This is a genomic window from Streptomyces sp. NBC_00568 (assembly GCF_026341855.1).
Classification (GTDB): Bacteria; Actinomycetota; Actinomycetes; order Streptomycetales; family Streptomycetaceae; genus Streptomyces.
The window spans coordinates 2,696,364-2,722,699 of the sequence record NZ_JAPENW010000001.1; the positions used below are offsets into that span (position 1 = coordinate 2,696,364).

A 26,336-nucleotide genomic window follows, 5' to 3' on the forward strand; every position below is an offset into this window, starting at 1 on the left:
ATCCCGACCGCCGACCGCGTCACGGCGAGGGCGGAGGGGGCGACGGTGGGCAGCGCTACGTCGCGAGCAGCTTCCGCAGCTCGCCCGCCACCGGGCTGTCCGTCTCCTCCAGCGCCTCCAGCGCCGACGCCCACTCCTGATACGCCGCTTCGGCCTCGCCCCTCTCCCGCAGCAGCAGCCCCTGCTGGTGGCGGGCGAGGCCCCCGGTGTACCGGTCGGCTCGACGGTCGGCGCGGCACCGCAGCAGATCGCACTCGCGCGCGGCCCGTTCCCACTGCCCGACGCCCCGCAGGGCGCGCACCAGACCGAGCCGGGTCTGTGACTCGCCGTGCCAGTCGCCGTGACCGCCCAGGATGCGCAGGCTCTCCTCGAAGTGCGGTACGGCGGCGGCCGGTTCGCCGAGCGTGAGATGGGCGTAGCCGATGTTGCAGTGCGCGGAGTGCCGGATGATCACGTCCTGCACGGCGTCACCGATGGCGAGGCTGCGCTTGTGGTGGTCGATGGCGGCCCGTGGATCGGTGTGCTCGTACAGGTTGCCGAGGTGGCTGTAGGTGATGGCCTCCATGTGCGGGTCGCCCAACTCCCGCGAGAACTGAAGGCTTTGGAGCAGGGCCTCACTGGACTCGGCGTAGCGGCCGAGGCTTTCGAGCAGCATGCCTCGGTTGTTCAGCCCCCGCCGCATCCAGGACAGCACCCCGAGTCGGCGCCAGATCGCGAGCGCCTGGTCGTTCAGCGCCAGCGCCTCGCCCACACGGCCCGTCACGAAGTGCAGACCCCCGAGATCGCCGAGCGCGTACGCTTCGGCGGCCTCGTCGCCGAGCCGCCGCGCCGCGTCGAGCGCGGCCCGCTGGAGGACCTCCAACTCGGCCACACGGCCACTGCGTTGGATGTACGGGTTGAGCATGCGGGCCAGCAGAGGGACGTACGGCGAGGTCTGCGCGTACCGCTCCGCCAGCGCGACCACGTTCGACAGTTCCGTGTCGCCCCAGGCGAAGGCTTCTCGCGCCGAACAGAACGGGGGCGTGGCCGCGACGTCCGCCGCGTGCCCGGCCGGCTGCGAGGCGGTCGGCCGGCTGCGGTCCTCCCTGTCGAGACCGGGTTCGAGGATCGCCTCCAGGGAACGGGCGGCGACACCGGCGTACCAGCGCAGGGCGCGCTCCGCGACGACCGCGTCATGACCGAGCGGGACGGCGACGACCACGTCATGACCAGGCGAAGCCGCACTTCCGTGGCCGCCCGGGGCGGCAGGCCCGTCACCACCGGAGGCGACAACGCCGCCGGGGATGCCGGAGGCCCCGCCGGCCCTGGCGGCCCGAGCGCCCGCGCCCGCTGTCGCTGTCGCTGTCGCTGTCGCGACGACGCACTCCGCCGCGCCCGCGATCTCCCGGGCGAAATCCCGTACGAGGTCGTGGGGCGCGTAGCGGCCGTAGGCCGTCTCCTCCAGGAGGGCGACGTCGACGAGGCGGTCGAGCGCGGCCTCGGCCCGGCGCTCGTCGGTGCCGGTGAGGCGGGCGACGAGGGCGGCACCGTAGACGGGCAGGTCGAGCGCGCCGATCCGGCACAGGGCGAGCGCCGCGTCCCGGTCGGCCTCGCGCTCGGAGGCACGCAGAGCGTCGTGCGCGACGGCGAGCGAGCGGCGCACGCTCAGATCGTCGTACTCCAGATGGTGCAACCGCCCTTCCGTGGCGGCCAGTTGCCCGGCGAGAACGTCCGGGGTGAGCGCGCGACGGGCGGCCAGGCGGGCCGCGACGACACGGAGGGCGAGCGGCAGCCGGCCGGTGAGTTCGACGAGGGGGTGCCCGCCGTCGAGTCCGTCCCGGCGGCCGGAGACCGCGCGGAGCAGTGCCGCGCTGTCCTCCTTCGTCAGCGGAGCGAGCGGGAATCGGTCGGCGCCGTCGAGGGCGGTGAGCGGTGAGCGGCTCGTCACGATCACCGCGCAGCCGGCGCCCGCCGGCAGCAGTGGCCGCACCTGTGCGGCGTGCGCCGCGTCGTCCAGCACCATGAGGGTGCGGGTGGGCGCGAGCATCGAGCGGAGCAACGCCGCCGCCGCGTCCGGGTGTTCGGGGATGCGCCGGGGTTCCGCGCCCAGGTCACGCAGGAGCGCGGCGAGCGCCTGGCCCGCGGTGAGCGGGGCCATGCCGGGGGTGGCGCCGTGCAGGTTGACGTACAGCTGGCCGTCGGGGAATCGTTCCCTCAGCCCGTGTGCGACGTACAGCGCGAGCGCGCTCTTGCCGACGCCGGCCATCCCGCTGATCACCGCGACAGGGGGCATCCCGGTGACGGCCCCCGCGGTCTTCGCGCCGCCGCCCGCGCCTGCGGACGCGGCCCTGCCGGACGCGGTGCTGCCGAGCCCGTCGCCAGGGAGCTCCGGGCCTTCCGGATCCACCGGGTGGCCCGGGTCCAGAATCAGTCGCAGTTGATCGTGGATGTCCTCGCGGCCTGTGAAGTATGCCGGGGGCGGAGGGAGTTGGGCGGGGCGAGGCGCCACATCCGCGTCCAGGCCTCCCTGACCTTCCTGGACCGCGTCCTCGAAACCGTCCCGGCCCCCGCCCGCGTCGCCGTCCCGGCGCCCGCCCGGACCCCGGTAGCTGTCCCGCAGGATCTCCAGGTGCGCCCTGCGCACAGCGGGTCCCGGCTCTATGCCGAGTTCCTCCACCAGGCGGGCCCGCAGGTCACGGTGGACGGCGAGGGCCTCGGCCTGGCGTCCGGTGCGGTGCAGGACGAGCATCAGAAGCCGGTGGAAGGACTCGCGGAGCGGATGCTCGGCCGTGCGGGCGGCCAGCTCCGGTGCCAGCCGGTCGAGTCGGGAGGCCGTCGGGGCGAGACACAGCTCCGCCTCGTACCGCCACTCCAGGACCAGCAGCCGGGCCTCCTCCAGACGCTGGACGAAGGCGTGTCCGCCCGTCTCGGGCGGCAGGCCGCTCAGCGGGGTGCCGCGCCACAGCGCGAGCGCGGCGGTGGACTCGCGCAGCGCCCGTTCCCAGTCCCGCTCGGCGTGCGCGTCGCGCGCGAAGGTGGCGTGCCGCTCGAAGACGCGGACGTCCAACTCGCCCTCAGCGACCCGCAGGACGTACCCCGGCGGCACCGCGCGCAGCCGTTCCGGATCGTCCAGGAGACGGCGCAGCCGGGTCACATGGTTCTGCAGGGACGCCTGGGCGGAGGCGGGCGGCGCCCCGCCCCACAGCGCGTCCTTGAGGACGTCGACGGAGACGACCCGGCCAGGTTCGAGGAGGAGCGCGGCCAGCAGGGCACGCGTCTTGCCGCTGCCGATCGAGCAGACCCCGCCGTCGGCGTCGTACAGGACCGGCGGCCCCAGCAGCCCGAACCGCAGCTCGTTCCGCATCTCGCCGCCCCACTGCCTCTCCGCCCGGCCGCTCCGGCCGCGCACCACGGCGAGATCCCGCCTTCTCGAGACGATTTCACGCCGACCGACTGATCGTTCCCCAAAGAACCGTTGGCCTCATGTTAGCGATCCGTTGGCGGGGCCTGATGTGATCTATACATCGGATCTGGCCCGACGGTGCGCGCGTACTACGCGTAACTCGGGGGAGTGTCGCCGCCGTGGCCGGATCCGGGGACGTGAGAGGCCCCGTCGTCGAGGTGATCGACCGGGGCCTCCGTCCGTTCCAGGGTCTGCGAGCCGGGTTCCGCACCCGCCCGGCCCCAGGACCTGCCTAGATGACGGGCGGGCGCCCGAGCCGGGTGAGCCGCCACACCGTCCGCCACCTCATCGGGCGTCGCTCTCCACCGGACTGCTTCAGTCCTTCGGCGAATCCGCCGAACCAGGCCTTCAGCCCGCCGGCCGATCGCGTCCTCAGGAGCGTGAGCACGATCCAGATCCCCAGGTGCACCGGTATCAGCGCCAGGGGCAGCCTGCGACGGGTGAGCCAGACCCGGTTACGGGCGGTCACGCGGTAGTAGATGGCATGCCGGGCGGGCGAGGTCTTGGGGTGCTGGAGGAGCAGTCCGGGCTCGTACAGGACGGTCCAGCCGGCGTCGATGGCCCGCCAGGCGAGGTCGGTCTCCTCGTGCGCGAAGAAGAACTCGGCGGGCCAGTCCCCGGTCTCGGCCAGCATCGGCATGGACAGCGCGTGGCCGCCCCCGAGGAAGCCGGTGACCGGACCTCCGCGCATCGGGTCCTTGGCCCCGACCCTCGGCACATGGCGGCGCTGCGTCTCACCGTGCTCGTCGGCGATGCGGAACCCGACGATGCCGAGCCGCGGCCGTGCGGCGTACAGGTCGCGCACCTTGCGCAGCACGTCGGCGTCGACGAGCAGCCCGTCGTCGTCGAGCTCGACGACGACGTCCACGTCCCCGAACTCACGGAGCCGGCTCAGCCCGACATTGCGGCCACCGGGGCAGCCGAGGTTGTCGTCCAGTTCGATGGCGGTCACCTCTCCCGGCAGGCCGAGGCGCTCGGCGAACTCGGGCAGGGGACAGCCGTTGCCGACGATCACGATCCGGGTGGGCGCCACGTCCTGCTTGGCCACGGAGGTGAGCAGTGCGTCGACCTCGACGGGCCGGTTGCCCATGGTGACCACGGCAACGGCGATCCGCGGCCCCTCCTCCGTCTGTGACACGACACCCACCCCATCCCGGCCGACAACTGTGCCGCGATGCTAGTCGTTCACCGGGACGACCCCTCACGTACGCCCTCACGTCCGCCGCGCGTACGTCCGGATCTACGCCCATACGTCCGCCGTCAGGAACGCCGGTTCTCCTTGCGCCGGACGAATTTCAGCCCCGACCAGTCCTCCCCCAGCGCCGCGACCTTCACGTCGACGACGCCGAGCGGCAGGAACAGGTCCCGCAGATCGTTCTCCGTGATGTCGCTGACGTGCCCGGCCGCCCGGCGGGGCCAGGCGAGCCAGAGCATGGCCCCATCGGACAGGTCCCGGACCAACTCGGCCGCCCGCGCCGCCAGTTCCGCGCGCTCCCGGAAGAAGGCGACGGTGACGTCCGCCCCCTCCGGGCCGCCGTCCTCGACCTCGCAGTCCTCGGGCAGTCCGGGGATCTCCCAGTCCCGCGGCCCATGGGTCAGCCGTACCCGCTGCCCCGCCTTGATGCCGATCTTCCGGGCGAGCGGAGTACCCGAGTACCCGCCGCCCGCGGTGCTGGATCCCGTCATTCCCGCAGGATGGCACCGTGCGGCCCGGTCAGCCCGCGTACGCGCCCCGGGCTCGATTACCGGTTGTCGGCGAGCGGGTTCATGCTGGTGAGAGCGGCCCGGCGCCCCGGACTTCCCCGGCGCTCCCGAGGATCCCCAGGTCTCCCGAGCCGGGAACAACGGGCGTCCCGTCCACCACCGGCGGGCGCCAGAAGGTTCCGGAGGGCGCCATGAGCTCACCATCCGTCCCGCCGCCCGCACCACTGCCCCCACAGGGGCCGGGCACCACGGACAAGGGTCTCAAGGGCGGCGCCCTGGGCCTGTTCTCCAGCACGGTGATCGGGCTGGCGTCCACCGCTCCCGCCTACAGCCTCGCGGCGACCCTCGGCGTCATCGTCGGGATCGTGGGCTTCCAGTCACCCATCGTGATCGTCCTCGCCTTCATCCCGATGTTCCTGATCGCCTACGGCTACAAGGAGCTCAACCGGGCCGACCCCGACTGCGGCACCACGTTCACGTGGGCGGCCCGCGCGTTCGGCCCCCGTACCGGATGGCTGGGCGGATGGGGCATCGTCGCGGCCGACATCATCGTGATGGCCAACCTGGCCCAGATCGCCGGCGCGTACGGCTTCCAGCTCGTGGGCGCGGACGGGCTGGCGGAGGACACGTTCTGGGTCACCGTGGTCGGCGTCCTGTGGATCGCCGTGATGACCCTGATCTGCTACATCGGCATCGAGCTCTCGGCCAGCCTGCAGAAGGTGCTGCTCACCATCGAGATCGTGGTGCTGTGCCTGCTGGCGGTCACCGCGCTGGTCAAGGTGTACGGCGGTACGGCGCCGGACGTCTCGTCGGAGATCTCGTGGTCGTGGTTCAACCCCTTCGAGATCAACTCGTTCGACGACCTGACCAAGAGCATCCTCGCCGGAGTCTTCATCTACTGGGGCTGGGACACCGCCGTGTCCGTGAACGAGGAGACCGTCGACCGCGACCGCACCCCGGGCCGCGCCGCCGTCATCTCCACCGTCATCCTGCTGCTCGTCTACCTCATGGTCACCACGTCCGCGCAGGCGTTCGCCGGGGTGGGCGAGGACGGCATCGGCCTGGGCAATCCGGACAACTCCGGAGACGTCCTCTCCAGCCTCGGCGCCGAGGTCTTCGGCACGGGCGGCTGGGGCGAGGTCGCCACGAAGCTCCTGATCCTCATGGTCCTCACGTCGGCCGCGGCCTCCACCCAGACGACCATCCTCCCCACGGCCCGCACGACCCTGTCGATGGCCTCCTTCAAGGCACTCCCCGGCCACTTCGCCCGCATCCACCCCCGCTTCCTCACCCCGACCTGGTCCACCGTCGGCATGGGCCTGGCCTCGATCGCCTTCTACGTCATGCTGACCCAGGTGAGCGAAGACGTCCTGGCCGACTCCATCGGCTCGGTCGGCCTGATGATCGCCTTCTACTACGGCCTCACCGGCTTCGCCTGCGTCTGGTACTACCGCAAGGTCCTGACCCGCAGCCCACGCGACCTCTGGACACGCGGGATCATGCCGGGCCTGGGCGGCGCCCTGCTCCTCTACTTCTTCCTCAACGCCTGCGTGGTGTACTCCGCCGCGGACTACGGCAGCACCTCGTGGACCCTGCCCTTCCCGCCGCACTGGCAACTCGGCGGCGTCTTCGTCACCGGCGTCGGCGCGCTCCTCCTCGGCGCCGTCCTGATGCTCCTGTACGGCGCGTTCCGCCCGTCCTACTTCCGCAAGGAGACCATCCCGGTCTCGTCCCACCACCAGGACGGCCACTGACCGACCCGGAAGCCGGCCGCCCCTGTCCGGGGGCAGGCCTGTGCGCGACGGTGCTCGCCCATGCACCGCTCAGGGTGACGGCGGTGACCTGCGAGCGGCACTCGCCGGCCCGGTCGGTGAACGCTCGACGGCCCGGTCGGTGACGGACACGAGGAAGGCGGCCACCCCGCTGCCGGTCCGTCCCCGGCCGAAGCCGGAGGCGGACCAGGCGGAGCGGCTGCGTCGTCAGCGGGCGCTCGTGGTGCGGATGCCGGTGACGTCGCCGAACACCGGCTCCAGCCCCACGACGAGGTTGGTCCTCACCGTCGGCGACTCCCCGCCGCCGAAGGTCAGGGTGACGACGACCTCGAGGCCGTTTCCGCCCTCGCTCACCGTCCAGTCCACCGGGACGTTCTGGGCACGCAGGACACCGTCCACGTTGTTCTTCTTCTCCCAGGCCTCCAGCCGCTTGGCGAAGGCGGGCGTCAGGTAGTGCGCTCGCAGCGCCCTGGCCAGCGCGGCGTCCGGGCCCGCGGGGGCGTCCTTCGCGTCGACGTACGCCCCGTAGAAGTCGGCGACCTGGGTCACCGAGTCACCGGTCCTGCCACTGACCGACCGCACCGCGGCGGACGCCTTCGCGGATGTCTTCGCGGATGTCTTCGCGGATGTCGCCGCGGGGGCGATGCTCGTGGTGCGGATGTCGGTGATGTGGCCGGTCGGCTCCTGCTTCACGACGAACCTGGTCGTCGTCGTCGGCGACTCCCCACCGCCGAAGGTCAGGGTGACGACGACCTCGAGGCCGTTTCCGCCCTCGCTCACCGTCCACTGCACCGGGACGTTCTGGGCACGCAGGACACCGTCCACCTGGTTCTTCTTCTCCCAGGCCTCCAGCCGCTTGGCGAAGGCGGGCGCCAGGTAGTGCGCGCGCAGCGCCTTGGCCAGTGCGGTGTCCGGGCCCGCGGCGTCGTCCTTCGCGTCGATGTACGCCCCGTAGAAGTCGGCGACCTGGGTCACCACGTCACCGTTGAAGCCACTGACCGATCGCAGCGCGGTGGACGCCTTCGCGGATGCCTTGGTGGGGGCGGGGACGGCGGCGGCCTGTGCCGCCACCTGCGTCGACACACCGAGTCCGAGGGCCAGGACGAGGCCGGCGGCGACGGCCACGCGGCGGCCCGGACGACGGCGTGCGGGGGTGTTCCTGTTCATGTTGTGGCTTCCTTTTCTGATCCGGACGCGGGTGTTCTCTGCGTCGTGGGACGGCGGGTGGTGCGAGTTGCCGAACGCCGTCCCGGGCACAGAGGTGTCCCGGTGCACAGGCGCAGGGTGGTTGTCGTCGTACTGCCGGCCGGGCGGTCGTGCCGCCTCGGCCGGTGCGACATCCACAGATTCCAGGACGCCGGGGACCCCCCACAACAGCTGCCGCCATACCCGGGACAGTGGAACCATCCCACCCCTGTTGACCTGCGGAAACAGGCAGACCCTGGGATGCCGAACCGGGATGCCGTACCGGGATGCCGTACCGGGACGCGGAGACGACTCGCGCCGCTTCGGCCGACCATCGGGCGCGGCCGACGTCGCGCCTAGCGTGACCGTTGGAAGGACTGGAAGGACCGGGCGGACAGCTCGCCGATTTCGCCGTTCATGCGGACCTGCCCCTGGGCCCGCGAGTGAGACCGGAACGGAGACTGAGGACCGCCGCGCGACCCGCGCCCGGCCTCTCCACCGCGTCCGACAAAAGCAAAAGCCCCAGGTCACGGCGAGTGAGTCCTGAGGCTTCCACAGAGCCGCCTTCGGGATTCGAACCCGAGACCTACGCATTACGAGTGCGTTGCTCTGGCCATCTGAGCTAAGGCGGCGCGCTGCCCACACCTATGGTGCGATCAGCAACGTCGGTAAGTCTACACAGTTTCCGAGGGTGCTCCGTACACGCCTCGGGGCGTGCGCTCCAGGGGTGCGCGGCAGGGCTATGAGCAGCGCTTTCCCTTCTGCGGAGGGGTGCCCTGGAGGAGGTATCGGTTGATCGTGGAGTCGATGCAGGAGCTGCCGCGGCCGTAGGCGGTGTGGCCGTCCCCGACGTAGGTGAGGAGGGTCCCGGAGGAGAGCTGGGAGGCGAGGGACTGGGCCCACGGGTACGGGGTCGCCGGGTCGCGGGTCGTACCGACGACAAGGATCGGCGCCGCGCCCTTCGCCTCGATGCGGTGGGGTTCGCCGGTGTTCTTCACGGGCCAGTACGCGCAATTCAGGGAAGCCCAGGCGAGGCCCTCACCGAAGACGGGGGACGCCTTCTCGAACGCGGGCAGCGACTCCCGCACCTGGTCCGGGCCGGAGAACGCGGCCGGCAGGTCGAGGCAGTTCACGGCGGCGTTGGCGGACATCAGGTTCGCGTACTGGCCGTCGGCGTCCCGCTCGTAGTAGCTGTCGGAGAGGGCGAGCAGCCCCGCGCCGTCGTTCTGCTTCATCGCGGAGGTGAGCGCGTCCCGCAGCTGCGGCCACGCCGTCTCGTCGTACATCGCCGCGATCACCCCGGTCGTCGCGAGCGCCTCTCCGAGCTTGCGGCCGTCCGCGTCACCCGCCGGGATGGGCGTCTTGTCCAGCTGCTGGAAGAACGCCTTCAGGTTCCTGCCCACCTGGTCCGGGCTCGTCCCCGCGTCGCCCAGCGGGCAGTCGCTGTGCCGTACGCAGTCCTTCGCGAAGGACTGGAACGCCGTCTCGAACCCCGCCGTCTGCTCCTCGTTCAGCTTGCGCGCGGTCAGGGACGGGTCCAGCGCGCCGTCCAGCACCAGCCGGCCCGCCCGGTCCGGATAGAGGCCCGCGTACGTCGCCCCCAGGAACGTCCCGTACGACGCCCCCACGTAGTTCAGCTCCTTGTCCCCCAGCACGGCCCGCAGAATGTCCATGTCGCGGGCGGCCTCGACGGTGGAGACATGCCGGAGCAGCTCGGGCGAGCGCGCGCCGCAGCCCTCGGCGAACTTCTTGAACGCCCCGACGAGCTGATCCGTCTCCCGGCCGTCGTCCGGCGTGGTGTCCGTCTGCGTGTACGCGTCCATCTCACGGCCCGTGAGGCACTCGACCGGCTCGCTGCGGGCCACCCCGCGCGGGTCGACCGCGACCATGTCGTAGCGGGCCCGGACCTCCGCCGGGTATCCGATCCCGGCGTACGCCTGGAGGTAGCCGATCGCCGAACCGCCCGGCCCGCCCGGGTTGACAAGCAGCGAACCGAGCGGCTTGCCCGGTCCCGTGGCCTTCTTGCGGGAGACCGCCAGCCTGACGTCTCCCGCGCCCGGCTTCGCGTAGTCGAGCGGCGCCTTCATCGTGGCGCACTCGAAGCCGGGGACACCGCAACTGCGCCAGTTCAGCTTCTGCTCGTAATACGGCGAGAGCGCCGTCGGCGTGGCCCGCGGCAGCGCGGTGAGCACGGCACTTGTCGACGCGGCCGTCGTCGTGGAACTCCCCGAGGAGCAGGCGGAGATGAGCAGCGCCGCGGAGGCCAGCAGTACGCCGCTCCTGCGGAGGGGTCGGGACGGCCGGGAATTGCGCCTCATGTGCATCTCGCGAGCGTAACCTTGCGCGATCAATTGATCACCTTCAGTCGCCGAAGCGGCCCGTACGAGTGACTCGGTCAACCAGCCGCCGGAAGCGTCGCCTCCTGGCGGGACGGCCCGGCCCGGTGAACGGCCTGCCGGAGCGCGCTCACGGGGATCAGCCCGCTCTCAGCGCCATGGTCATCGCCTCCACCGCGAGCAGCGGTGCGACGTTGCGGTCGAGTGCTTCCCGGCACGCGGCGATCGCGTCGATCCGGCGCAAGGTCGACTCCGGCGAACTGCCGCGGGCCAGCCGCTCCAGCGTGTCCCCCGCCTCCGCGTTGGCGATGGCCAGGCGGGAGCCGAACTGGACGGCGAGTACGTCGCGGTAGAAGCCGGTGAGGTCGATCAGGGCCAGATCGAGGCTGTCGCGCTGCGTACGCGTTCTTCGGCGCTTCTGCCGGTCCTCGAGCTCCTTCATGACGCCCGCCGTGCCACGCGGCATCCGGCCGCCCTGAGCGGCGCCGAGCGCCGTCTTCAGGTCCTCGGTCTCCTTGACGTCGACTTCCTCGGCGAGCGTCTTCGCGTCGTCCGAAGCCGTGTCGATCAGTTCCTGCGCCGCCTTGAGGCAGCCACCGACGTCGTCGATCCGCAGCGGGAGCTTGAGGACGGCGGCGCGCCGCTGACGGGCGCTCGGGTCCGTGGCGAGGCGGCGGGCCCGCCCGATGTGGCCCTGCGTCGCGCGCGCGACGGCCGCGGCGACGTCGGGCTCGATGCCGTCACGGCGTACGAGGATGTCGGCGACCGCTTCCACCGGCGGCGTGCGCAGTGTGAGAAGCCGGCAACGGGATCGGATGGTGGGCAGGACGTCCTCGATGGACGGCGCGCAGAGGAGCCAGACCGTGCGGGGAGCGGGCTCTTCGACGGCCTTCAGCAGGACGTTGCCCGCGCCCTCCGTGAGACGGTCCGCGTCCTCCAGGACGATGACCTGCCAGCGGCCGACGGCCGGGGACAGCTGCGCGCGGCGGACCAGGTCGCGGGTCTCCTTGACGCCGATGGAGAGCAGGTCGGTGCGGACGACCTCCACATCGGCATGGGTGCCGACCAGGCTCGTATGACAGCCGTCGCAGAACCCGCAGCCGGGAATGCCGCCGAGCGCGCGGTCGGGGCTCACGCACTGCAGCGCGGCCGCGAACGCGCGCGCCGCCGTGGAACGGCCCGAGCCGGGCGGCCCCGTGAACAGCCAGGCGTGCGTCATCTTGGACGCCTCGGGGGGCGGGGCGCTCTCGGCGACGGCCGTGACCAGGGCGTCGGCGTCCCGGGCAGCGGCGGCGAGCTGCTCGCTCACCTTCTCCTGGCCCACCAGGTCGTCCCACACAGGCATGGGCTCCGCCCTTCCGTCGCACTTTGTCTTGCGTCGTCCATTGTGCGGGTCGCCACTGACAATGGCCGCCACTGACGATCGGGCCCATCGGGCCACGGCGAGAGCCGCCCGCGGCAGCCCCGTGACCGACCGGCGACCAGGGACTCGGTGACTGGTGCGGGTATGTGCCCGCACCAGTCCCCGAGTCCGGGTACGTGCCCGCATTGATCCCCGGTCCCGGGAACGTGCCCGCACGGATCCCCGGTCCCGTGTCCGGGCCCGCAGAAGCCTCGTACGCCCCGCGACGCCCGGCGCGCCCTAGCGGCGCCGTCCGCCGCGCCCCTGTCCCTCGTCCCAGTCCTCGTCGTCCTCGCGCGGGCCCAGCAGTTCGTCCGCCAGGGTCGGGAGGTCGTCGAGCGGGGTCTCCTCGGCCCAGTCGGGGCGGGGCCTGCGGCGCGGGGCACCCGTCTCGTCCACCTGCGGCAGTTCACGCGTGCGGTCGACGGGAGCCTCCGGCCCGGCTGCCGGCCGCTCGTCGCGGAAGTAGCCCCGGGGCATCCGGTCCGCGGGATCGTCGGACGGCGCGTCGGCCCCGGCCCGCGGGTCCCGCACCGGAGGGAGGACCGCCGTCTCGTCGGCCGCGCGCGGCCCCGGGGAGACGGGCGGCAGTACCGCCGTCTCGTCGGCCGCCCCGCCCGGCACCGGCGGTTTCGGCAGCGTGGCCGTGTCCTCGACGTCGGAGCGGGACCCCGAGCGCGCCCCCGGACGCGTACCCGCGCGGCCCGCACCCGGTCGCACCGGCGGCAGCACGGCGGTCTCGTCAGCCGGCCCGCCGGACGCCCGGTCGGTCACGACCGGCGTGGGCAGCGTCGTCTCGTTGTCCGAGACGGAGGCCGCCGCGGCCCGTGAAGCCGCGGAGGCAGACCCTGCAACGGACGGGGACGGGGACGGGGATGCCGAGGCGGTCGAAGCCTCTCCGGCGTCGCGCCCTGTCCCGGCAGCGGCGCCCGAACCGGTCGGGGCACCAGTCCTCGGACCGGCCCCGGTACCCGTTCCCGCGCTCGACACCGCGGCCTCGGCCGAAGCCGCCGCGGCCGCCGAAGCGGCAGCCGCCTCCGCGGCGAGCCGTCGGGCCTCCTCGGCCCGCAGCAACGCCTCCTCGGCCTTCCGCTGCTTCTCCAGGCGACGTGCCTCGGCCTCGGCACGCAGCCGTGCCTCCTCCTCGGCCTGCCTGCGCACCCGCTCCGCCTCGGCGGCACGGGTCTGTTCCTCGGCGAGAAGCCGGACCCGCTCCTCCTCGGCGCGGCGGCGGGCCTCCTCGGCGCGCTGCCGGGCCTCCTCCGCCTGGCGCTCGGCCTCGCGCCGCTGAGCCTCTTCCAGCTCGCGCTGCTTGCGCTCCTCCTCCTCGGCGCGCAGTTTCGCGAGCTGCGCCTGGCGCTCGCGCTCGAGGCGCTCCTCCTCGGCCTTGCGGGCGGCCTCTTCCTCGGCCTTGCGCCGGGCTTCCTCCTCGGCCGCCCTGCGGGCCTCCTCCTGGGCCTTCACCTCGGCCTCGGAGAGGGGCAGCATCACGTCGAGCCGATGCCGTACGACCGTGGTGACGGCCTCCGGCTCCTGCGCGGCGTCGACGACCAGGTAGCGGCTCGGGTCGGCGGCGGCGAGCGTCAGGAAACCGGACCGCACGCGTGTGTGGAACTCGACCGGCTCCGACTCCAGCCGGTCGGGCGCCTCGGTGAACCGCTCACGGGCGGCTTCCGGCGACACGTCCAGCAGAACCGTCAGATGCGGTACGAGCCCGTCCGTCGCCCAGCGGTTGATACGGGCGATCTCCGTCGGGGACAGGTCGCGGCCCGCGCCCTGGTAGGCCACGGAGGAGTCGATGTAACGGTCGGAGATGACGACGGCGCCCCGCTCCAGCGCGGGCCGCACCACCGTGTCGACGTGCTCCGCGCGGTCGGCGGCGTACAGCAGCGCCTCGGCGCGGTGCGAGAGACCCGCGGACGACACGTCCAGGAGGATCGAGCGCAGCCGCTTGCCGACCGGCGTGGCGCCCGGCTCGCGGGTCACCACGACCTCGTGGCCCTTGGCCCGGATCCAGTCGGCGAGCGCCTGCGCCTGGGTGGACTTGCCGGCGCCGTCGCCGCCCTCCAGGGCGATGAAGAAGCCGCTCGTCGCGGGCATCTGCGCCGGGTCGTCGCCGCCGCGCAGCGCGTCCAGCAGGTCCTGGCGCAGCGGCACCCCGGACCGGTCGTCGACCTTGGCGAGCACCATGGCGGCGACGGGCAGCAGGAGCGCGCCCACCAGCATCAGCGTGAAGGCGGCGCCGCCGTGCGCGAACACGAACTTGCCGTTCTCCAGGCGGTGCGGGCCGATCGCGGCGGCCACCAGCGGCGCCAGGATCGCGCCGACCGCCACGAAGACCCGGACGACCGCGTGCAGGTGCTCGGTGGTGCGGGCGCGCCGGTAGTCCTCGGCCTCCTGGTCGAGCAGCGCGTGCCCGGTGTTGGCGGCGACACCCGCGCCGACACCGGCGAAGGCCACGATCAGCAGCACGGTGGTGACGTCCGGTACGAGTCCGGCGACCAGCAGCGCGACCCCGGTGAAGGCGATGGCGATCGCGAGCAGCCTGCGCCGCGACAGTGAGGGGAGCAGTGAGGGGGCTGTGCGGATACCGACGACGACACCGCCGGTCAGGGCCAGCACCAGCAGCCCGTACGTCACCGGTCCGCCGCCCAGGTCCTTGGCCTCCAGCACGGAGACGGCGACGGCGGCCGAGATCGCGCCGGCGACCGCGGCGCAGGCCGGCACCAGGAGTGGGATCGCGCCGGTGCGGCCCTTGTCGATGCCGGTGCCCGTCTTCGGGCGGCGCAGTCCCTCGAGCGGTGACCGCGCGCGCGGGGTGCGGGCGTCGGGCAGTTCGAGGAAGGTGACCACCGACAGGGAGGCCGCGAACAGTCCGGCCGCGACGTACGAGGCGAGCGCGGCCTGGTGCTGGTCGAACCAGTCGATCCCGGCGCCCAGCAGGTTGCTGACCAGGGAGACGGCTACCAGGGCGGCGGCCGCGATCGGCACCGAGATGAACGCCGTACGCAGGGACAGCCGCCGGAGCGCGTCCATGTGGTCCGGCAGCGGGCGCACCGTGGCGCCTTCCAGCGGCGGGGCGGGCAGCAGCGCGGGCGCCGCGCTCTCCCGGCACACCGTCCAGAACCGCTCGGCGACCCCGGTCACGAACGCGATGACGAGGAGGACGGCGAGCGCGTTGTCCGGGGTCCAGTCGATGAACAGCGGCGCGACGATGAGGAGCACGGCCCGCAGGCCGTCGGCTCCGAGCATGGTCCAGCGCCGGTCGAGGAGCCCGTCGGGGGAGGTCAGCGACGTCAGGGGGCCGAGGAGTACGGCTCCGAAGAGCAGCGTCGCGAGGACGCGGACTCCGAAGACGGCCGCCACGGCGAGGGCGGCCCCGCGGTAGCCACCGCCGAAGGAACCCTCGGAGATCGCCGCCTGGAGGGCGAGGACGACCAGGACGAGCAGGGCCAGCGCGTCCGCGACACCTCCTACGAGGTGTGCGCTCCACAACCGCTTCAACTGCGGTTGGCGCAGCAGCGCGCGAACGGCGCGCTCGCGTGAATCTGCGACCAGGGCGTCGTCGGGGGCCCGATTGTGGGCCGTTGGCTGCTCGGCTCGCGTCATCCTGCCAGCCTATCCGGACCCACTGACTCCCCGAAGGGGTGCCCGAACATACGGACGCCCCCACACCAAATGGTGTAGAGGCGTCCACTTCTCTGACGTGGAGAAAGTCAGCCTTCGGAGGCAGCCGTCTTCTTCGCGGCGGTCTTCTTGGCCGGCGCCTTCTTGGCGGCCGTCTTCGACGCCGTCGTCTTCTTGGCGGCGGTCTTCTTGGCCGGTGCCTTCTTGGCGGGCGCCTTCTTGGCGGCCGTCTTCTTCGCGGTCTTCTTGGCCGGACCCTTGGCACGCTTCTCGGCGAGCAGCTCGTAGCCGCGCTCCGGCGTGATGTCCTCGACGCTGTCGCCGGAGCGCAGGGTCGCGTTGGTCTCGCCGTCGGTCACGTACGGACCGAAACGGCCGTCCTTGACCACGACGGGCTTCTGGCTGACCGGGTCCTCGCCCAGCTCCTTCAGCGGCGGCTTGGCGGCCGCACGGCCACGCTGCTTGGGCTGGGAGTAGATCTCCAGCGCCTCTTCGAGCGTGATGGTGAAGAGCTGGTCCTCGGCGGTGAGCGACCGCGAGTCCGTGCCCTTCTTCAGGTAGGGCCCGTAACGGCCGTTCTGCGCGGTGATCTCGACGCCTTCGGCGTCCTTGCCGACGACACGCGGCAGGGACATCAGCTTGAGGGCGTCGTCCAGGGTCACCGTGTCGAGCGCCATCGACTTGAACAGCGATGCGGTACGCGGCTTGACGGCGTTCTTGCCCGTCTTCGGGGTGCCCTCGGGGAGCACCTCGGTGACGTACGGGCCGTAGCGGCCGTCCCTGGCGATGATCTGGTGACCCGACTGCGGGTCGGCGCCGAGCTCGAAGTCGCCGCTCGGCTTGGCGAGCAGTTCCTCGGCGAGGTCGACCGTCAGCTCGTCCGGGGCCAGGTCCTCGGGCACGTCGGCGCGCTGGTGGTTCTCGGAGTCCTTCTCGCCGCGCTCGACGTACGGGCCGTAGCGGCCGACGCGCAGCACGATGTCGTTGCCGACCGGGAACGAGGACACCTCGCGGGCGTCGATGGCGCCCAGGTCGGTGACGAGTTCCTTGAGGCCGCCCAGGTGGTCGCCGTCGCCGTTGCCGGCCTCGGCGGCACCGGTCGCCTCGCCCTCACCGAAGTAGAAGCGCCTCAGCCACGGCACGGCCTGCGCCTCACCGCGGGCGATGCGGTCGAGGTCGTCCTCCATCTTGGCGGTGAAGTCGTAGTCGACAAGCCGCCCGAAGTGCTTCTCCAGGAGGTTGACCACGGCGAACGACAAGAAGGAGGGCACAAGGGCCGTCCCCTTCTTGAAGACGTAACCGCGGTCGAGGATCGTGCCGATGATCGACGCGTACGTCGACGGGCGGCCGATCTCGCGCTCTTCGAGCTCCTTGACGAGGGACGCCTCGGTGTAGCGGGCCGGGGGCTTGGTGGCGTGCCCGTCGACGGTGATCTCCTCGACGGACAGCGGGTCGCCCTCACCGACCTGCGGGAGGCGGCGCTCGCGGTCGTCGAGCTCGGCGTTCGGGTCGTCCGCGCCCTCGACGTACGCCTTCAGGAAGCCGTGGAAGGTGATCGTCTTGCCGGACGCGCTGAACTCGGCGTCACGGCCGTCGGCCGCGCGGCCCGCGATCTTCACGGTGACGGAGTTGCCGACCGCGTCCTTCATCTGGGAGGCGACGGTCCGCTTCCAGATCAGCTCGTACAGCCTGAACTGGTCGCCGGTCAGTCCGGTCTCGGCCGGGGTGCGGAAACGATCACCCGAGGGACGGATCGCCTCGTGCGCCTCCTGCGCGTTCTTGACCTTCCCGGCGTACGTGCGCGGCTGGGCCGGCAGGTAGTCGGCGCCGTACAGCTGCGTGACCTGGGCACGGGCGGCGGTGACCGCCGTTTCCGACAGAGTCGTGGAGTCCGTACGCATGTAGGTGATGAAGCCGTTCTCGTACAGCTTCTGGGCCACCTGCATGGTCGCCTTCGCGCCGAAGCCGAGCTTGCGCGAGGCCTCCTGCTGGAGCGTCGTCGTACGGAACGGCGCGTACGGCGAGCGGCGGTAGGGCTTGGACTCGACCGAGCGGACCGCGAAGTTCGTGTCCTGGAGGGCGGTGGCGAGCGCGCGGGCGTTCGTCTCGTCCAGGTGGAGCGTGTTCGCGCCCTTGATCTGGCCCAGCGAGTCGAAGTCGCGGCCCTGGGCGACGCGCTTGCCGTCGACCGAGGTGAGGCGGGCGATCAGGTTGGACGGGTCGCTCGCGTCACCGGTGCGGCCGGTGCCGAAGGTGCCGGTCAGGTCCCAGTACTCGGCGGAACGGAAGGCGATGCGCTCGCGCTCCCGCTCGACGACGAGCCGGGTCGCCACGGACTGGACGCGGCCCGCCGACAGCCGCGGCATGACCTTCTTCCACAGGACCGGCGAGACCTCGTAGCCGTAGAGGCGGTCGAGGATGCGGCGGGTCTCCTGGGCGTCGACCATGCGCTTGTTGAGCTCGCGCGGGTTGGCGACGGCGCTGCGGATCGCGTCCTTGGTGATCTCGTGGAAGACCATCCGGTGGACGGGAACCTTGGGCTTCAGGACCTCCAGGAGGTGCCACGCGATGGCTTCGCCCTCGCGGTCCTCATCGGTGGCGAGGAAGAGTTCGTCGGAGTCCTTCAGCAGGTCCTTGAGCTTCTTGACCTGGGCCTTCTTGTCGGCGTTGACCACGTAGATCGGCTGGAAGTCATTCTCGACGTCCACACCGAGGCGGCGGACCTCGCCGGTGTACTTCTCCGGCACCTCCGCGGCACCGTTCGGGAGGTCGCGGATGTGCCCGACGCTCGCTTCGACGACATAGCCGGGGCCGAGATAGCCCTTGATCGTCTTCGCCTTGGCAGGCGACTCGACGATGACGAGTCGGCGGCCGCCGTGTGCGGTGTCGCTGGTCGGGGACAACTTCGCTCTTCTCTCCGGTCGACGCGGAATCTCCTCGGTGCTTGACTCCCGAGGGATCGGGTCATGCTGACGCTGCGGAGTGTGACGGTACATCCCGCCCCCGTGTCAAACGGGAAAAGCCCGCAACGGCCACTCGAACGGTAACCCGACTACCGCCATTCCTGCCGCCCGGAGTGCCGACCAGCTCTTTCGGGCCTATCCGGAGGGTAACTTCCCAGTTACCGGAGTCCCGGTCCTCACGCGCGGTTTCACACGCGCGTGAAGCACCACATTCCCAGCGCCAGCGCCCCGCTCCCGGCGACGCTCGCGAGGGTCGCCGATGCGACGCGGTTCACACCGTGGGCGACGGACTCGCCCTGCTGCACCCGGACCACGGTCCAGGCCAGGAGTCCCCCTCCGAACAGGGTGAACACCACCCCTGCGAAGATCGCCGGTCCGCTTTCCATGGTTCTGTCCTTCCGCCCCGAGTCTCAGGCTCGGGAGGCTGACACGCCCCGGCAGCGGACGGGCGAACCCACGGTGAACGCCGGGCGACCGGCGCCCCATGGGGCGCCCACACCGTACCCGGCGGCGCCGTGCGCCCGGTCGTCCTCTTCTCCTCGGCGCGGCCCGCCGCCCACCCGACTGTGGCGAATCCGTCGTTCCCGTCCCCCTTCATCGCCCAGCCGGCCGAACACCTCCGCCTCCATCCCGGTCACCCGACGCGACAGGCACCAACCACCGCGTAGCTTTCCCGCAACCGATCCCCTTCTTCTCGCTTTTTCTCGCGGGCCATTTCCCCAAGCCATTTCCCAGGACCGAGCCCGCCTCGATATCCATGCCGATGTGGATCTCCGCCCCTATGCCCCTGACCGTGACCGCGGCGCGGCGCGGCGCGGCCACGGTCAGGGCGCGGCGCGGCGGCGGGGCGGACGGTGTGCTGAGGATTCCGGCCGTGGTGATGGCTGAGCGGGAGAGCGCAGGCGATGCCGGAGGCGGGGGCGAGACTGCGACGGAGGGGGACGAGGCTGCGACGGAGGGGGACGGCGGCAGCGGCGATCGACGGAGGCTGTGGCGATGCGGTGACCGTGGCGAGGACCGTGACTGTGGCGGTGAGCGGTGAGCGGTGGCGGAACGATGGGCCAGGGTTCGCGGGACTCCGGCTGAAGCGCGACGCCGCAGTCGCCGCAGTCGCCGCAGTCGCCGAGGTGAACGGCACGCGCGGGAGAGATGGCCGGAAGCATCCGCCACCGAACGGATGTTGGCCTGTTTCCCATCCCTGGGGAGAATGCCGACCCGATCCTCGTGGAGGACGCCGATCCGATCCTCGTGGAGGACGCCGATCCGGTGCCTGTCGAAGCCCGTACCCGAATGCCGCGCCGACCCCTCCACCGACCTAGCCTCAACCCAGCGCAGACTCAGCCTCGCCCCGGCTCAAGGCCGATCCGGTGCCTGTCGAAGCCCGTACCCGAACGCCGGGCCGACCCCTCCGCCGACCTGGCCTCAACCCAGCGCAGACTCAGCCTCGCCCCGGCTCAAGGCCGATCCGGTGCCTGTCGAAGCCCGTACCCGAACGCCGCGCCGACCCCTCCACCGACCTAGCCTCAACCCAGCGCAGGCTCAGCCCAGGTCCCGGCTCAACCCAGCCCCCGGCTCAGCCCAGGTCCAGGCTCAACCCAGGCCCAGCCTCAACCCCACCTCCCGCTCGCCGCCCGAAATCCCAGCTCCAGCCCCAACCCCAGTCCCTACTTCACCGGCTCCAGGAACCCCTGCTCCACCAGCAGGCGGATCTGCGCGGGCGTCCGGTCGCGCAGCAACACCGGATCCTCGCCCACCAGTTGGGCGATGGCGTCGAGGATGCGCCCCGCGCTCAGCGTGCCGTCGCACACCCCGGCGAAGCCGGCGCCGACCGTGTCCACCTTGGTGGCCCGGCGCATTCCACGGTGCTGACGCAGCACCACATGCTCCGGATCCTCGGCCCCGGGCAGTCCGACCTGCTCCTGCATGACCTCCGCCACGAGCTTGAAGTGACCGGCGAGCAGACCCGCGTCGTCGTGCTGCCGCAGATAGTCGACCCGGTCGAAGTGCGCGCGCACGGCCTCGCCGAGCGGCTGCTCGATCGAGTGCGGCCACTCCTCGACCGTGATCGAGGGCTCGGCGGCCGCCGTCCTGCGCAGCGTGATCCATCCGAACCCGACGGCCTTCACCTTGCGCGCCTCGAACTCGTCGAGCCACGCGTCGTAGCGCGCCTGGTAATCGGCCGGGTCGGCGTGGTGGTCACCGGCGTCGCGGAGCCACAACTCCGCGTATTGCGTGACGTCCTGCACCTCGCGCTGCACGATCCACGCGTCGCAGCCACGCGGCACCCAGGACCGCAGCCGGTCCTGCCAGTCCTCGCCTTCCACGTGCTGCCAGTTGGCCAGGAACTGGGCGTATCCCCCTGGGTTCAGCCGGTCCCCCGACTGCTGAACGAGCGTGCGGCACAGATCGTCCCCGCCCATTCCCCCGTCGCGGTACGTCAGCCGGGCGCCGGGCGAGATCACGAAGGGCGGGTTCGAGACGATCAGGTCGTAGGTCTCGTCGGCGCGGACGGGCTCGAAGAGGGAGCCCTCGCGCAGGTCGGCGGCCGGGGCGCCGGAGAGGGCGAGGGTGAGCGCGGTGATGTGCAGCGCGCGGGGGTTCAGGTCGGTCGCGGTCACGCGCGTGGCGTGCTGCGCGACGTGCAGGGCCTGGATTCCGGAGCCGGTACCGAGGTCGAGCGCGGAGTCGACGGGCGTGCGCACGGTGAGGCCGGCGAGGGTCGTGGAGGCGCCTCCCACGCCCAGGACGACCCCTTCCTCCCGGCTGCCGATGCCGCCCGCGCCGCCGACGGCGCATCCGAGGTCGGACACGATGAACCAGTCCTCGCCGCCGGGCCCGCCGTAGGGCCGGATGTCGACGCTCGCCGCGACCTCGTCCGCGCCCGCCCGGGTCAGCCAGCCGCTCTCCAGAGCGTCCCCGACGGGCAGCACGTCCACCACACGCGCGTGCGGCACGGGCTGCTGCAGCAGGAACAGCCGTACGAGCGTCTCCAGCGGTGTGTCCCCACGGGTCGCCCGGAGGGCGGGCACGGTCTCGCTGCGCGCCAGTGCCGCGTACGCGGGGGCGCCGAGCAGGTCGAGGAGTCCGTCGGCGGTGAAGGAGGCGTCGAGCAGGGCGCTCCGCAGCCGGGCGGCGACGTCGGGACGATCGGACGAGGGCAACGGTGACAGGCTGGTGTGACTCACGCCTCCCATTGTGTCCGCTATCGCCCACCGGCACCCACACCTGTGGACAGAGCCTCACGTGTGGACAGCGTGTGCCGAGAGCCCGGCACGCACCCGCGCCGGGCTCTCATTCGGTCGAACAGACGATCACCGCCGAGGGGGCTCCCCCCGGAGCTTCCTCCTCGGCAGCCGGCGGGAGTCCCCTCGGCACCGTCGCGGGCGCCTCCGGAGACTCAGCCCTTGGCGGTCGCCGGGGACCCGGAAGCCGACTTGCAGCTCGTCTGCTGGGCCATCGCCTGTCCCACCTCGCCCTCCTCAAGCTTCTTCAGGGCGTCGTTCCCGCTCTGGCTCAGCTTGTCGAGCTGGGTCGCGATGTCCTTGAGGCCATCGGCGAACTTGGCCTGGTCCTTGGTGTCGAGCTTGTCGACCTGCGCCTTCAGCTTGGCGTACGACGCGGAGATGTCGTTGAGTTCCTTGACCGCGTTGGTCTGCTTCGCCTTCCCGCCGTCGACGTTCGGCGCTCCCGCGTTGTCGACGGCGCTGCCGATCGCCTTGTAGGCGTCGGACATGTCCTGGAAGGCCTGTGCGTCTGTGTTCTGAACGTCGTCCGGCGTGCTGTTGTCCGAGGTCTGCTTCTGGATCGCGGCGTTCGCGGCCTCGATCTTCTGTGCCTGCGGCTTCACCGCGTCACAGACCTGCTTGGCCCAGGAGTCCAGCTTGTCGTTGCCGTCGTCGTCGCTGCTGCTGCATCCCGACAGCGCGAGTACCAGTACCGCACCGCCGGACAGTGCGGCCGCGAGCTTCTTGTTCACCGGTTTGGTCCCTTCCATGGCCCTCGGCCCCGGAACATACACGCCATGTGGGCGACACCCATATGTCGAATGTCCGCTAAGACACCTATTAAAGCCATTTGCACCAAGCGAGAGAAGGCTCACGACGCGGGTGTGAACACACACAGGGCGGGCGCACAGCGCGTCAACACGCGCCGTCCACCCGCCCGTTGGCCCCTTCCCTGACCAGGCACGGAAATTCCGTACCGCATCAGGCGCAGAACCTGTGAGCTAGGAAACCACCGCCGGATCGGCCGACTTGGCGACCCCTTCGTCGTTGCCTTCCTCATCTCCCATGACGATCCCGCGCCGCTTGGAGATGTACACGGCGCCCACGATCACGAGGATCGCGAAGACGGCGATGAACACCCGTACACCGACGCTCTTGTCGTCGCCGTACGAGAACTTGACGATCGCCGGAGCGATCAGCAGCGACACCAGGTTCATGACCTTCAGCAGCGGGTTGATCGCGGGGCCCGCCGTGTCCTTGAAGGGGTCACCGACCGTGTCGCCGATCACCGTCGCGGCGTGGGCCTCGCTGCCCTTGCCGCCGTGGTGGCCGTCCTCGACGAGTTTCTTGGCGTTGTCCCACGCGCCACCGGAGTTGGCGAGGAAGACGGCCATCAGCGTGCCGGTGCCGATGGCGCCCGCGAGGAACGAGCCGAGCGCGCCGACGCCGAGCGTGAACCCGATGGCGATCGGCGTGAGCACCGCGAGCAGGCCTGGTGTGGCCAGTTCGCGCAGCGCGTCCTTGGTGCAGATGTCGACGACGCGCCCGTACTCGGGCTTCTCGGAGTAGTCCATGATCCCGGGGTGCTCGCGGAACTGCCGCCGCACCTCATAGACCACCGCTCCGGCGGACCGCGACACCGCGTTGATCGCCAGCCCCGAGAAGAGGAAGACGACCGCGGCGCCCGCGATGAGACCCACCAGGTTGTTGGGCTGCGAGATGTCCATCATCAGGTTCATCGGCGCGCCGGGGCCGGAGACCTTCTCACCCACGTCGCTCGCCGCCGTGGTGATCGCGTCACGGTACGAGCCGAAGAGGGCCGAGGCCGCCAGGACGGCGGTGGCGATGGCGATGCCCTTGGTGATGGCCTTGGTGGTGTTGCCGACGGCGTCCAGGTCGGTGAGCACCTGCGCGCCCGCGCCCTCGACGTCGCCGGACATCTCGGCGATGCCCTGCGCGTTGTCGGAGACGGGACCGAAGGTGTCCATCGCGACGATGACACCGACCGTGGTGAGCAGGCCGGTTCCGGCGAGCGCCACCGCGAACAGCGCCAGCATGATCGACGTACCGCCCAGCAGGAACGCCCCGTACACGCCGAGGCCGATCAACAGGGCGGTGTAGACGGCCGATTCGAGACCGATGGAGATGCCGGCGAGGACGACGGTGGCCGCGCCGGTCAGCGAACTCTTGCCGATGTCCCGCACGGGACGGCGGGTTGTCTCGGTGAAGTAGCCGGTCAGCTGCTGGATCAGGGCGGCCAGCACGATGCCGATCGCGACGGCGACGACCGCGAGGATCCGCGGATCGCCGCCCTTGGCCTTGATCGCCGCGTCCGTGACACCTTCCAGCTCGGCGTAGGTCCCCGGGAGGTAGATGTAGACGGCCAGGGCGACCAGCACGAGCGAGATCGCCGCGGAGATGAAGAAACCACGGTTGATCGCGGTCATGCCGCTGCGGTCGGAGCGCCGGGGCGCCACCGCGAAGATGCCGATCATCGCGGTGAGTACGCCGATCGCGGGCACGATCAGCGGGAACGCGAGCCCGGAGTCGCCGAACGCCACCTTGCCGAGGATCAGCGCGGCGACGAGCGTGACGGCGTACGACTCGAAGAGGTCCGCGGCCATGCCGGCGCAGTCGCCGACGTTGTCGCCCACGTTGTCGGCGATGGTCGCGGCATTGCGCGGGTCGTCCTCCGGAATGCCCTGCTCGACCTTGCCGACCAGGTCGGCGCCGACGTCGGCGGCCTTGGTGAAGATGCCGCCGCCGACACGCATGAACATGGCGATCAGTGCCGCGCCGAGACCGAAGCCCTCCAGGACCTTCGGCGCGTCGGCCGCGTACACGAGCACCACACAGGAGGCGCCCAGCAGACCGAGCCCCACCGTGAACATGCCGACGACGCCGCCGGTGCGGAAAGCGATCTTCATGGCTTTGTGCGAGACAGCGGTGAGATCCTTTTCGGGCTCACCCTCCGCCGGAGTCGCTTCCCGTGCCGCGGCGGCCACGCGGACATTGCTCCGTACGGCGAGCCACATACCGATATAACCGGTGGTCGCCGAGAACACCGCGCCGATCAAGAAGAAGATCGACCGTCCGGCGCGCTGATTCCAGTCGTCCGCGGGCAGCAGCATGAGCAGGAAGAACACCACGGCGGCGAATACGCCGAGCGTGCGCATCTGACGTCCCAGGTAGGCATTCGCGCCTTCCTGGATCGCCGTCGCGATCTCCTTCATGCTGTCGGTGCCCTCGCCTGCCGCGAGAACCTGGCGGACCAGGATCCCGGCGACCACGAGCGCCGCCACGGCGACGACCGCGATGACCATCACGATGAGACGGTTGTCGTCCGTCAGAACCGCGGCCGCGAGGGTTGTGGGGTGGTCAAACTGATGAGGGGTAGAAAGCCCCGCCATTCGTCCTCCTTGACGCTTGGGCTGAGCTCAAGATGTGGACGGATTGTAGGTACCGGAACCTGATCAAAACAGTGCGCGGTAAGCGGAATTAGTCTTCACATGCTCTTCAGCAAATGATCGACAGGCGTCCACGGAACCCAAAAGCAGTAATGCCCCAGAAGCGTTGACGCTTGATCCAATTATCACGCGACTGATCGTGAATGAATTCACGAAACGCCGGGCGCGATCAACTCGGGGACGCGCGCAAGAGCCCTGACATGCCAGCCCGGACATGCCGAAGGGCCCCACCGAGTAGGGCCCTTCGGGGCAAAAAACAGAAGCGGTTGTCAGGAAAGAGCCACGGCCGGCGGCGTAGTGGGCCAGCTCATCCTGATCAGTCCGCCGTGTTCTCCGGCGGTGACTTCCACATCGTCGACGAGGCCGCTGATGACCGCGAGGCCCATCTCGTCCTCCTCGGTTTCCGCGTCCGATCCACCGGAAGCGGCGCCGGACGCCGCTCCTCCGGGCACCGAACCCGGCGCCTCGTCGCCGACCTCGATGGAGAACTGCTTCTCCTCCTCGATCAGCGTCACCTGCACCGGCGCCGAGATGCCGTTGCTCTGGTGCAGTCCGACGGCACGAGTACAGGCCTCGCCGACGGCGAGCCTGACCTCGTCGAGTACGGCCTCGTCCACTCCGGCCCTGCGCGCCACCGCTGCCGCCACCAGTCGGGCGGTCCTGACGTGCTCGGGCAGCGCGCTGAAGCGGAGTTCAACGGTGGCCATGCATCCCCCTCTGAACTACGGGCGTGCTGTCAGGGGGCCGGGCCGTGGGCCCGGTCCCCCAATTCTGCGAAGCCGGGCCCACGACCCGGGAGACCGGTGGTCAGTCGGTCGCGTTGACCGCCTCCTCCACCGAGGTGTGAATCGGGAACACCTTGGTGAGACCAGTAATACGGAAGATCTTCAGAATGCGCTCCTGGTTGCAGACCAGACGCAGCGAGCCCTCATGGGCCCGTACACGCTTCAGGCCGCCCACCAGCACGCCCAGACCGGTGGAGTCGAGGAAGTCCACGCCCTCCATGTCGACGACGAGGTGGAAGCTGCCGTCGTTCACCAGCTCGACCAGCTGCTCCCGCAGCTTGGGCGCGGTATATACATCGATTTCGCCGCCGACCTCGACGACCGTACGGTCGCCATTAGGGCCGGACACATTGCGAGTCGACAGGGACAGGTCCACGGATCCTCCAGCACCTTGCTATCGAGCGGTCGCCCCATGGGACACCTCGGCAG

The 26,336-nt window shown here is 71.0% G+C and carries 15 protein-coding genes and 1 tRNA gene; 1 reads left to right on the top strand and 15 read right to left on the bottom strand.

What is annotated here, in order from left to right:
- Positions 1-55 precede the first annotated feature (55 nt).
- The 3 genes from OOK38_RS11655 to OOK38_RS11665 form a co-directional block, all read right to left on the bottom strand.
- Positions 56-3,343: an AfsR/SARP family transcriptional regulator gene (locus tag OOK38_RS11655; protein ID WP_266761171.1), complete on the bottom strand. Its 3,288-nt coding sequence runs from the start codon at positions 3,341-3,343 to the stop codon at positions 56-58.
- Positions 3,344-3,674: 331 nt separating this feature from the next.
- The gene (locus OOK38_RS11660; RefSeq protein ID WP_266761169.1) at positions 3,675-4,589 is read right to left on the bottom strand and encodes a glycosyltransferase family 2 protein; all 915 of its coding nucleotides are present in this window, start codon (positions 4,587-4,589) and stop codon (positions 3,675-3,677) included.
- 113 nt (positions 4,590-4,702) lie between these two features.
- The gene (locus tag OOK38_RS11665) at positions 4,703-5,128 is read right to left on the bottom strand and encodes a DUF3052 domain-containing protein (RefSeq protein WP_266761167.1); all 426 of its coding nucleotides are present in this window, start codon (positions 5,126-5,128) and stop codon (positions 4,703-4,705) included.
- A gap of 209 nt (positions 5,129-5,337) precedes the next feature.
- Here OOK38_RS11665 and OOK38_RS11670 point away from each other — a divergent pair, with 209 nt between their 5' ends.
- Positions 5,338-6,900, top strand: a complete 1,563-nt coding sequence (locus OOK38_RS11670) for an APC family permease (RefSeq protein WP_266761165.1) — start codon at positions 5,338-5,340, stop codon at positions 6,898-6,900.
- 225 nt (positions 6,901-7,125) lie between these two features.
- On the opposite strand, the gene OOK38_RS11675 is transcribed toward OOK38_RS11670, so the two are convergent.
- From OOK38_RS11675 to bldG, 12 genes are all read right to left on the bottom strand, one after another.
- Positions 7,126-8,085: a DUF3828 domain-containing protein gene (locus tag OOK38_RS11675; RefSeq protein ID WP_266761163.1), complete on the bottom strand. Its 960-nt coding sequence runs from the start codon at positions 8,083-8,085 to the stop codon at positions 7,126-7,128.
- A gap of 576 nt (positions 8,086-8,661) precedes the next feature.
- Positions 8,662-8,735, bottom strand: a tRNA-Thr gene (locus OOK38_RS11680).
- A 108-nt stretch (positions 8,736-8,843) separates the two neighbouring features.
- Positions 8,844-10,427 (bottom strand): alpha/beta hydrolase, encoded by a 1,584-nt coding sequence (locus OOK38_RS11685; RefSeq protein WP_266761128.1) that lies wholly within the window; start codon positions 10,425-10,427, stop codon positions 8,844-8,846.
- Between the two features lie 151 nt (positions 10,428-10,578).
- Positions 10,579-11,784, bottom strand: coding sequence for a DNA polymerase III subunit delta' (locus OOK38_RS11690; protein WP_266761126.1), 1,206 nt, complete (start codon positions 11,782-11,784; stop codon positions 10,579-10,581).
- Between the two features lie 297 nt (positions 11,785-12,081).
- On the bottom strand, positions 12,082-15,450 hold the full coding sequence (tmk, locus tag OOK38_RS11695; RefSeq protein ID WP_266761124.1) for a dTMP kinase: 3,369 nt from the start codon (positions 15,448-15,450) through the stop codon (positions 12,082-12,084).
- 107 nt (positions 15,451-15,557) lie between these two features.
- Entirely contained in the window at positions 15,558-18,371 is a 2,814-nt protein-coding gene (gene topA, locus OOK38_RS11700) for a type I DNA topoisomerase (RefSeq protein WP_266761122.1), read from the bottom strand.
- Positions 18,372-18,619: 248 nt separating this feature from the next.
- Positions 18,620-18,817 carry a hypothetical protein gene (locus OOK38_RS11705; RefSeq protein ID WP_266761120.1) on the bottom strand — a complete coding sequence of 66 codons (198 nt, stop codon included), beginning with the start codon at positions 18,815-18,817 and terminating at the stop codon, positions 18,620-18,622.
- Between the two features lie 1,278 nt (positions 18,818-20,095).
- Positions 20,096-21,625 carry a class I SAM-dependent methyltransferase gene (locus tag OOK38_RS11710; RefSeq protein ID WP_266761118.1) on the bottom strand — a complete coding sequence of 510 codons (1,530 nt, stop codon included), beginning with the start codon at positions 21,623-21,625 and terminating at the stop codon, positions 20,096-20,098.
- Positions 21,626-21,828: 203 nt separating this feature from the next.
- Positions 21,829-22,425: a small secreted protein gene (locus tag OOK38_RS11715; protein ID WP_266761116.1), complete on the bottom strand. Its 597-nt coding sequence runs from the start codon at positions 22,423-22,425 to the stop codon at positions 21,829-21,831.
- Positions 22,426-22,656: 231 nt separating this feature from the next.
- Positions 22,657-25,065, bottom strand: coding sequence for a sodium-translocating pyrophosphatase (locus tag OOK38_RS11720; protein ID WP_266761114.1), 2,409 nt, complete (start codon positions 25,063-25,065; stop codon positions 22,657-22,659).
- Between the two features lie 326 nt (positions 25,066-25,391).
- Positions 25,392-25,829: an ATP-binding protein gene (locus tag OOK38_RS11725; protein WP_266761112.1), complete on the bottom strand. Its 438-nt coding sequence runs from the start codon at positions 25,827-25,829 to the stop codon at positions 25,392-25,394.
- Between the two features lie 100 nt (positions 25,830-25,929).
- Positions 25,930-26,283: an anti-sigma factor antagonist BldG gene (gene bldG / locus OOK38_RS11730; protein WP_028799135.1), complete on the bottom strand. Its 354-nt coding sequence runs from the start codon at positions 26,281-26,283 to the stop codon at positions 25,930-25,932.
- Positions 26,284-26,336: the final 53 nt, after the last annotated feature.

Excerpts from the sequence above, each read along its gene's own strand:
- OOK38_RS11705 (WP_266761120.1), bottom strand. The coding sequence starts at position 18,817 with ATGGAAAGCGGACCGGCGATCTTCGCAGGGGTGGTGTTCACCCTGTTC.
- OOK38_RS11665 (WP_266761167.1), bottom strand. The coding sequence starts at position 5,128 with ATGACGGGATCCAGCACCGCGGGCGGCGGGTACTCGGGTACTCCGCTC.
- OOK38_RS11655 (WP_266761171.1), bottom strand. The coding sequence starts at position 3,343 with ATGCGGAACGAGCTGCGGTTCGGGCTGCTGGGGCCGCCGGTCCTGTAC.
- OOK38_RS11725 (WP_266761112.1), bottom strand. The coding sequence starts at position 25,829 with ATGGCCACCGTTGAACTCCGCTTCAGCGCGCTGCCCGAGCACGTCAGG.
- OOK38_RS11685 (WP_266761128.1), bottom strand. The coding sequence starts at position 10,427 with ATGCACATGAGGCGCAATTCCCGGCCGTCCCGACCCCTCCGCAGGAGC.
- OOK38_RS11720 (WP_266761114.1), bottom strand. The coding sequence starts at position 25,065 with ATGGCGGGGCTTTCTACCCCTCATCAGTTTGACCACCCCACAACCCTC.
- OOK38_RS11715 (WP_266761116.1), bottom strand. The coding sequence starts at position 22,425 with ATGGAAGGGACCAAACCGGTGAACAAGAAGCTCGCGGCCGCACTGTCC.
- OOK38_RS11675 (WP_266761163.1), bottom strand. The coding sequence starts at position 8,085 with ATGAACAGGAACACCCCCGCACGCCGTCGTCCGGGCCGCCGCGTGGCC.
- OOK38_RS11670 (WP_266761165.1), top strand. The coding sequence starts at position 5,338 with ATGAGCTCACCATCCGTCCCGCCGCCCGCACCACTGCCCCCACAGGGG.
- OOK38_RS11690 (WP_266761126.1), bottom strand. The coding sequence starts at position 11,784 with ATGCCTGTGTGGGACGACCTGGTGGGCCAGGAGAAGGTGAGCGAGCAG.
- tmk (WP_266761124.1), bottom strand. The coding sequence starts at position 15,450 with ATGACGCGAGCCGAGCAGCCAACGGCCCACAATCGGGCCCCCGACGAC.
- OOK38_RS11710 (WP_266761118.1), bottom strand. The coding sequence starts at position 21,625 with ATGGGAGGCGTGAGTCACACCAGCCTGTCACCGTTGCCCTCGTCCGAT.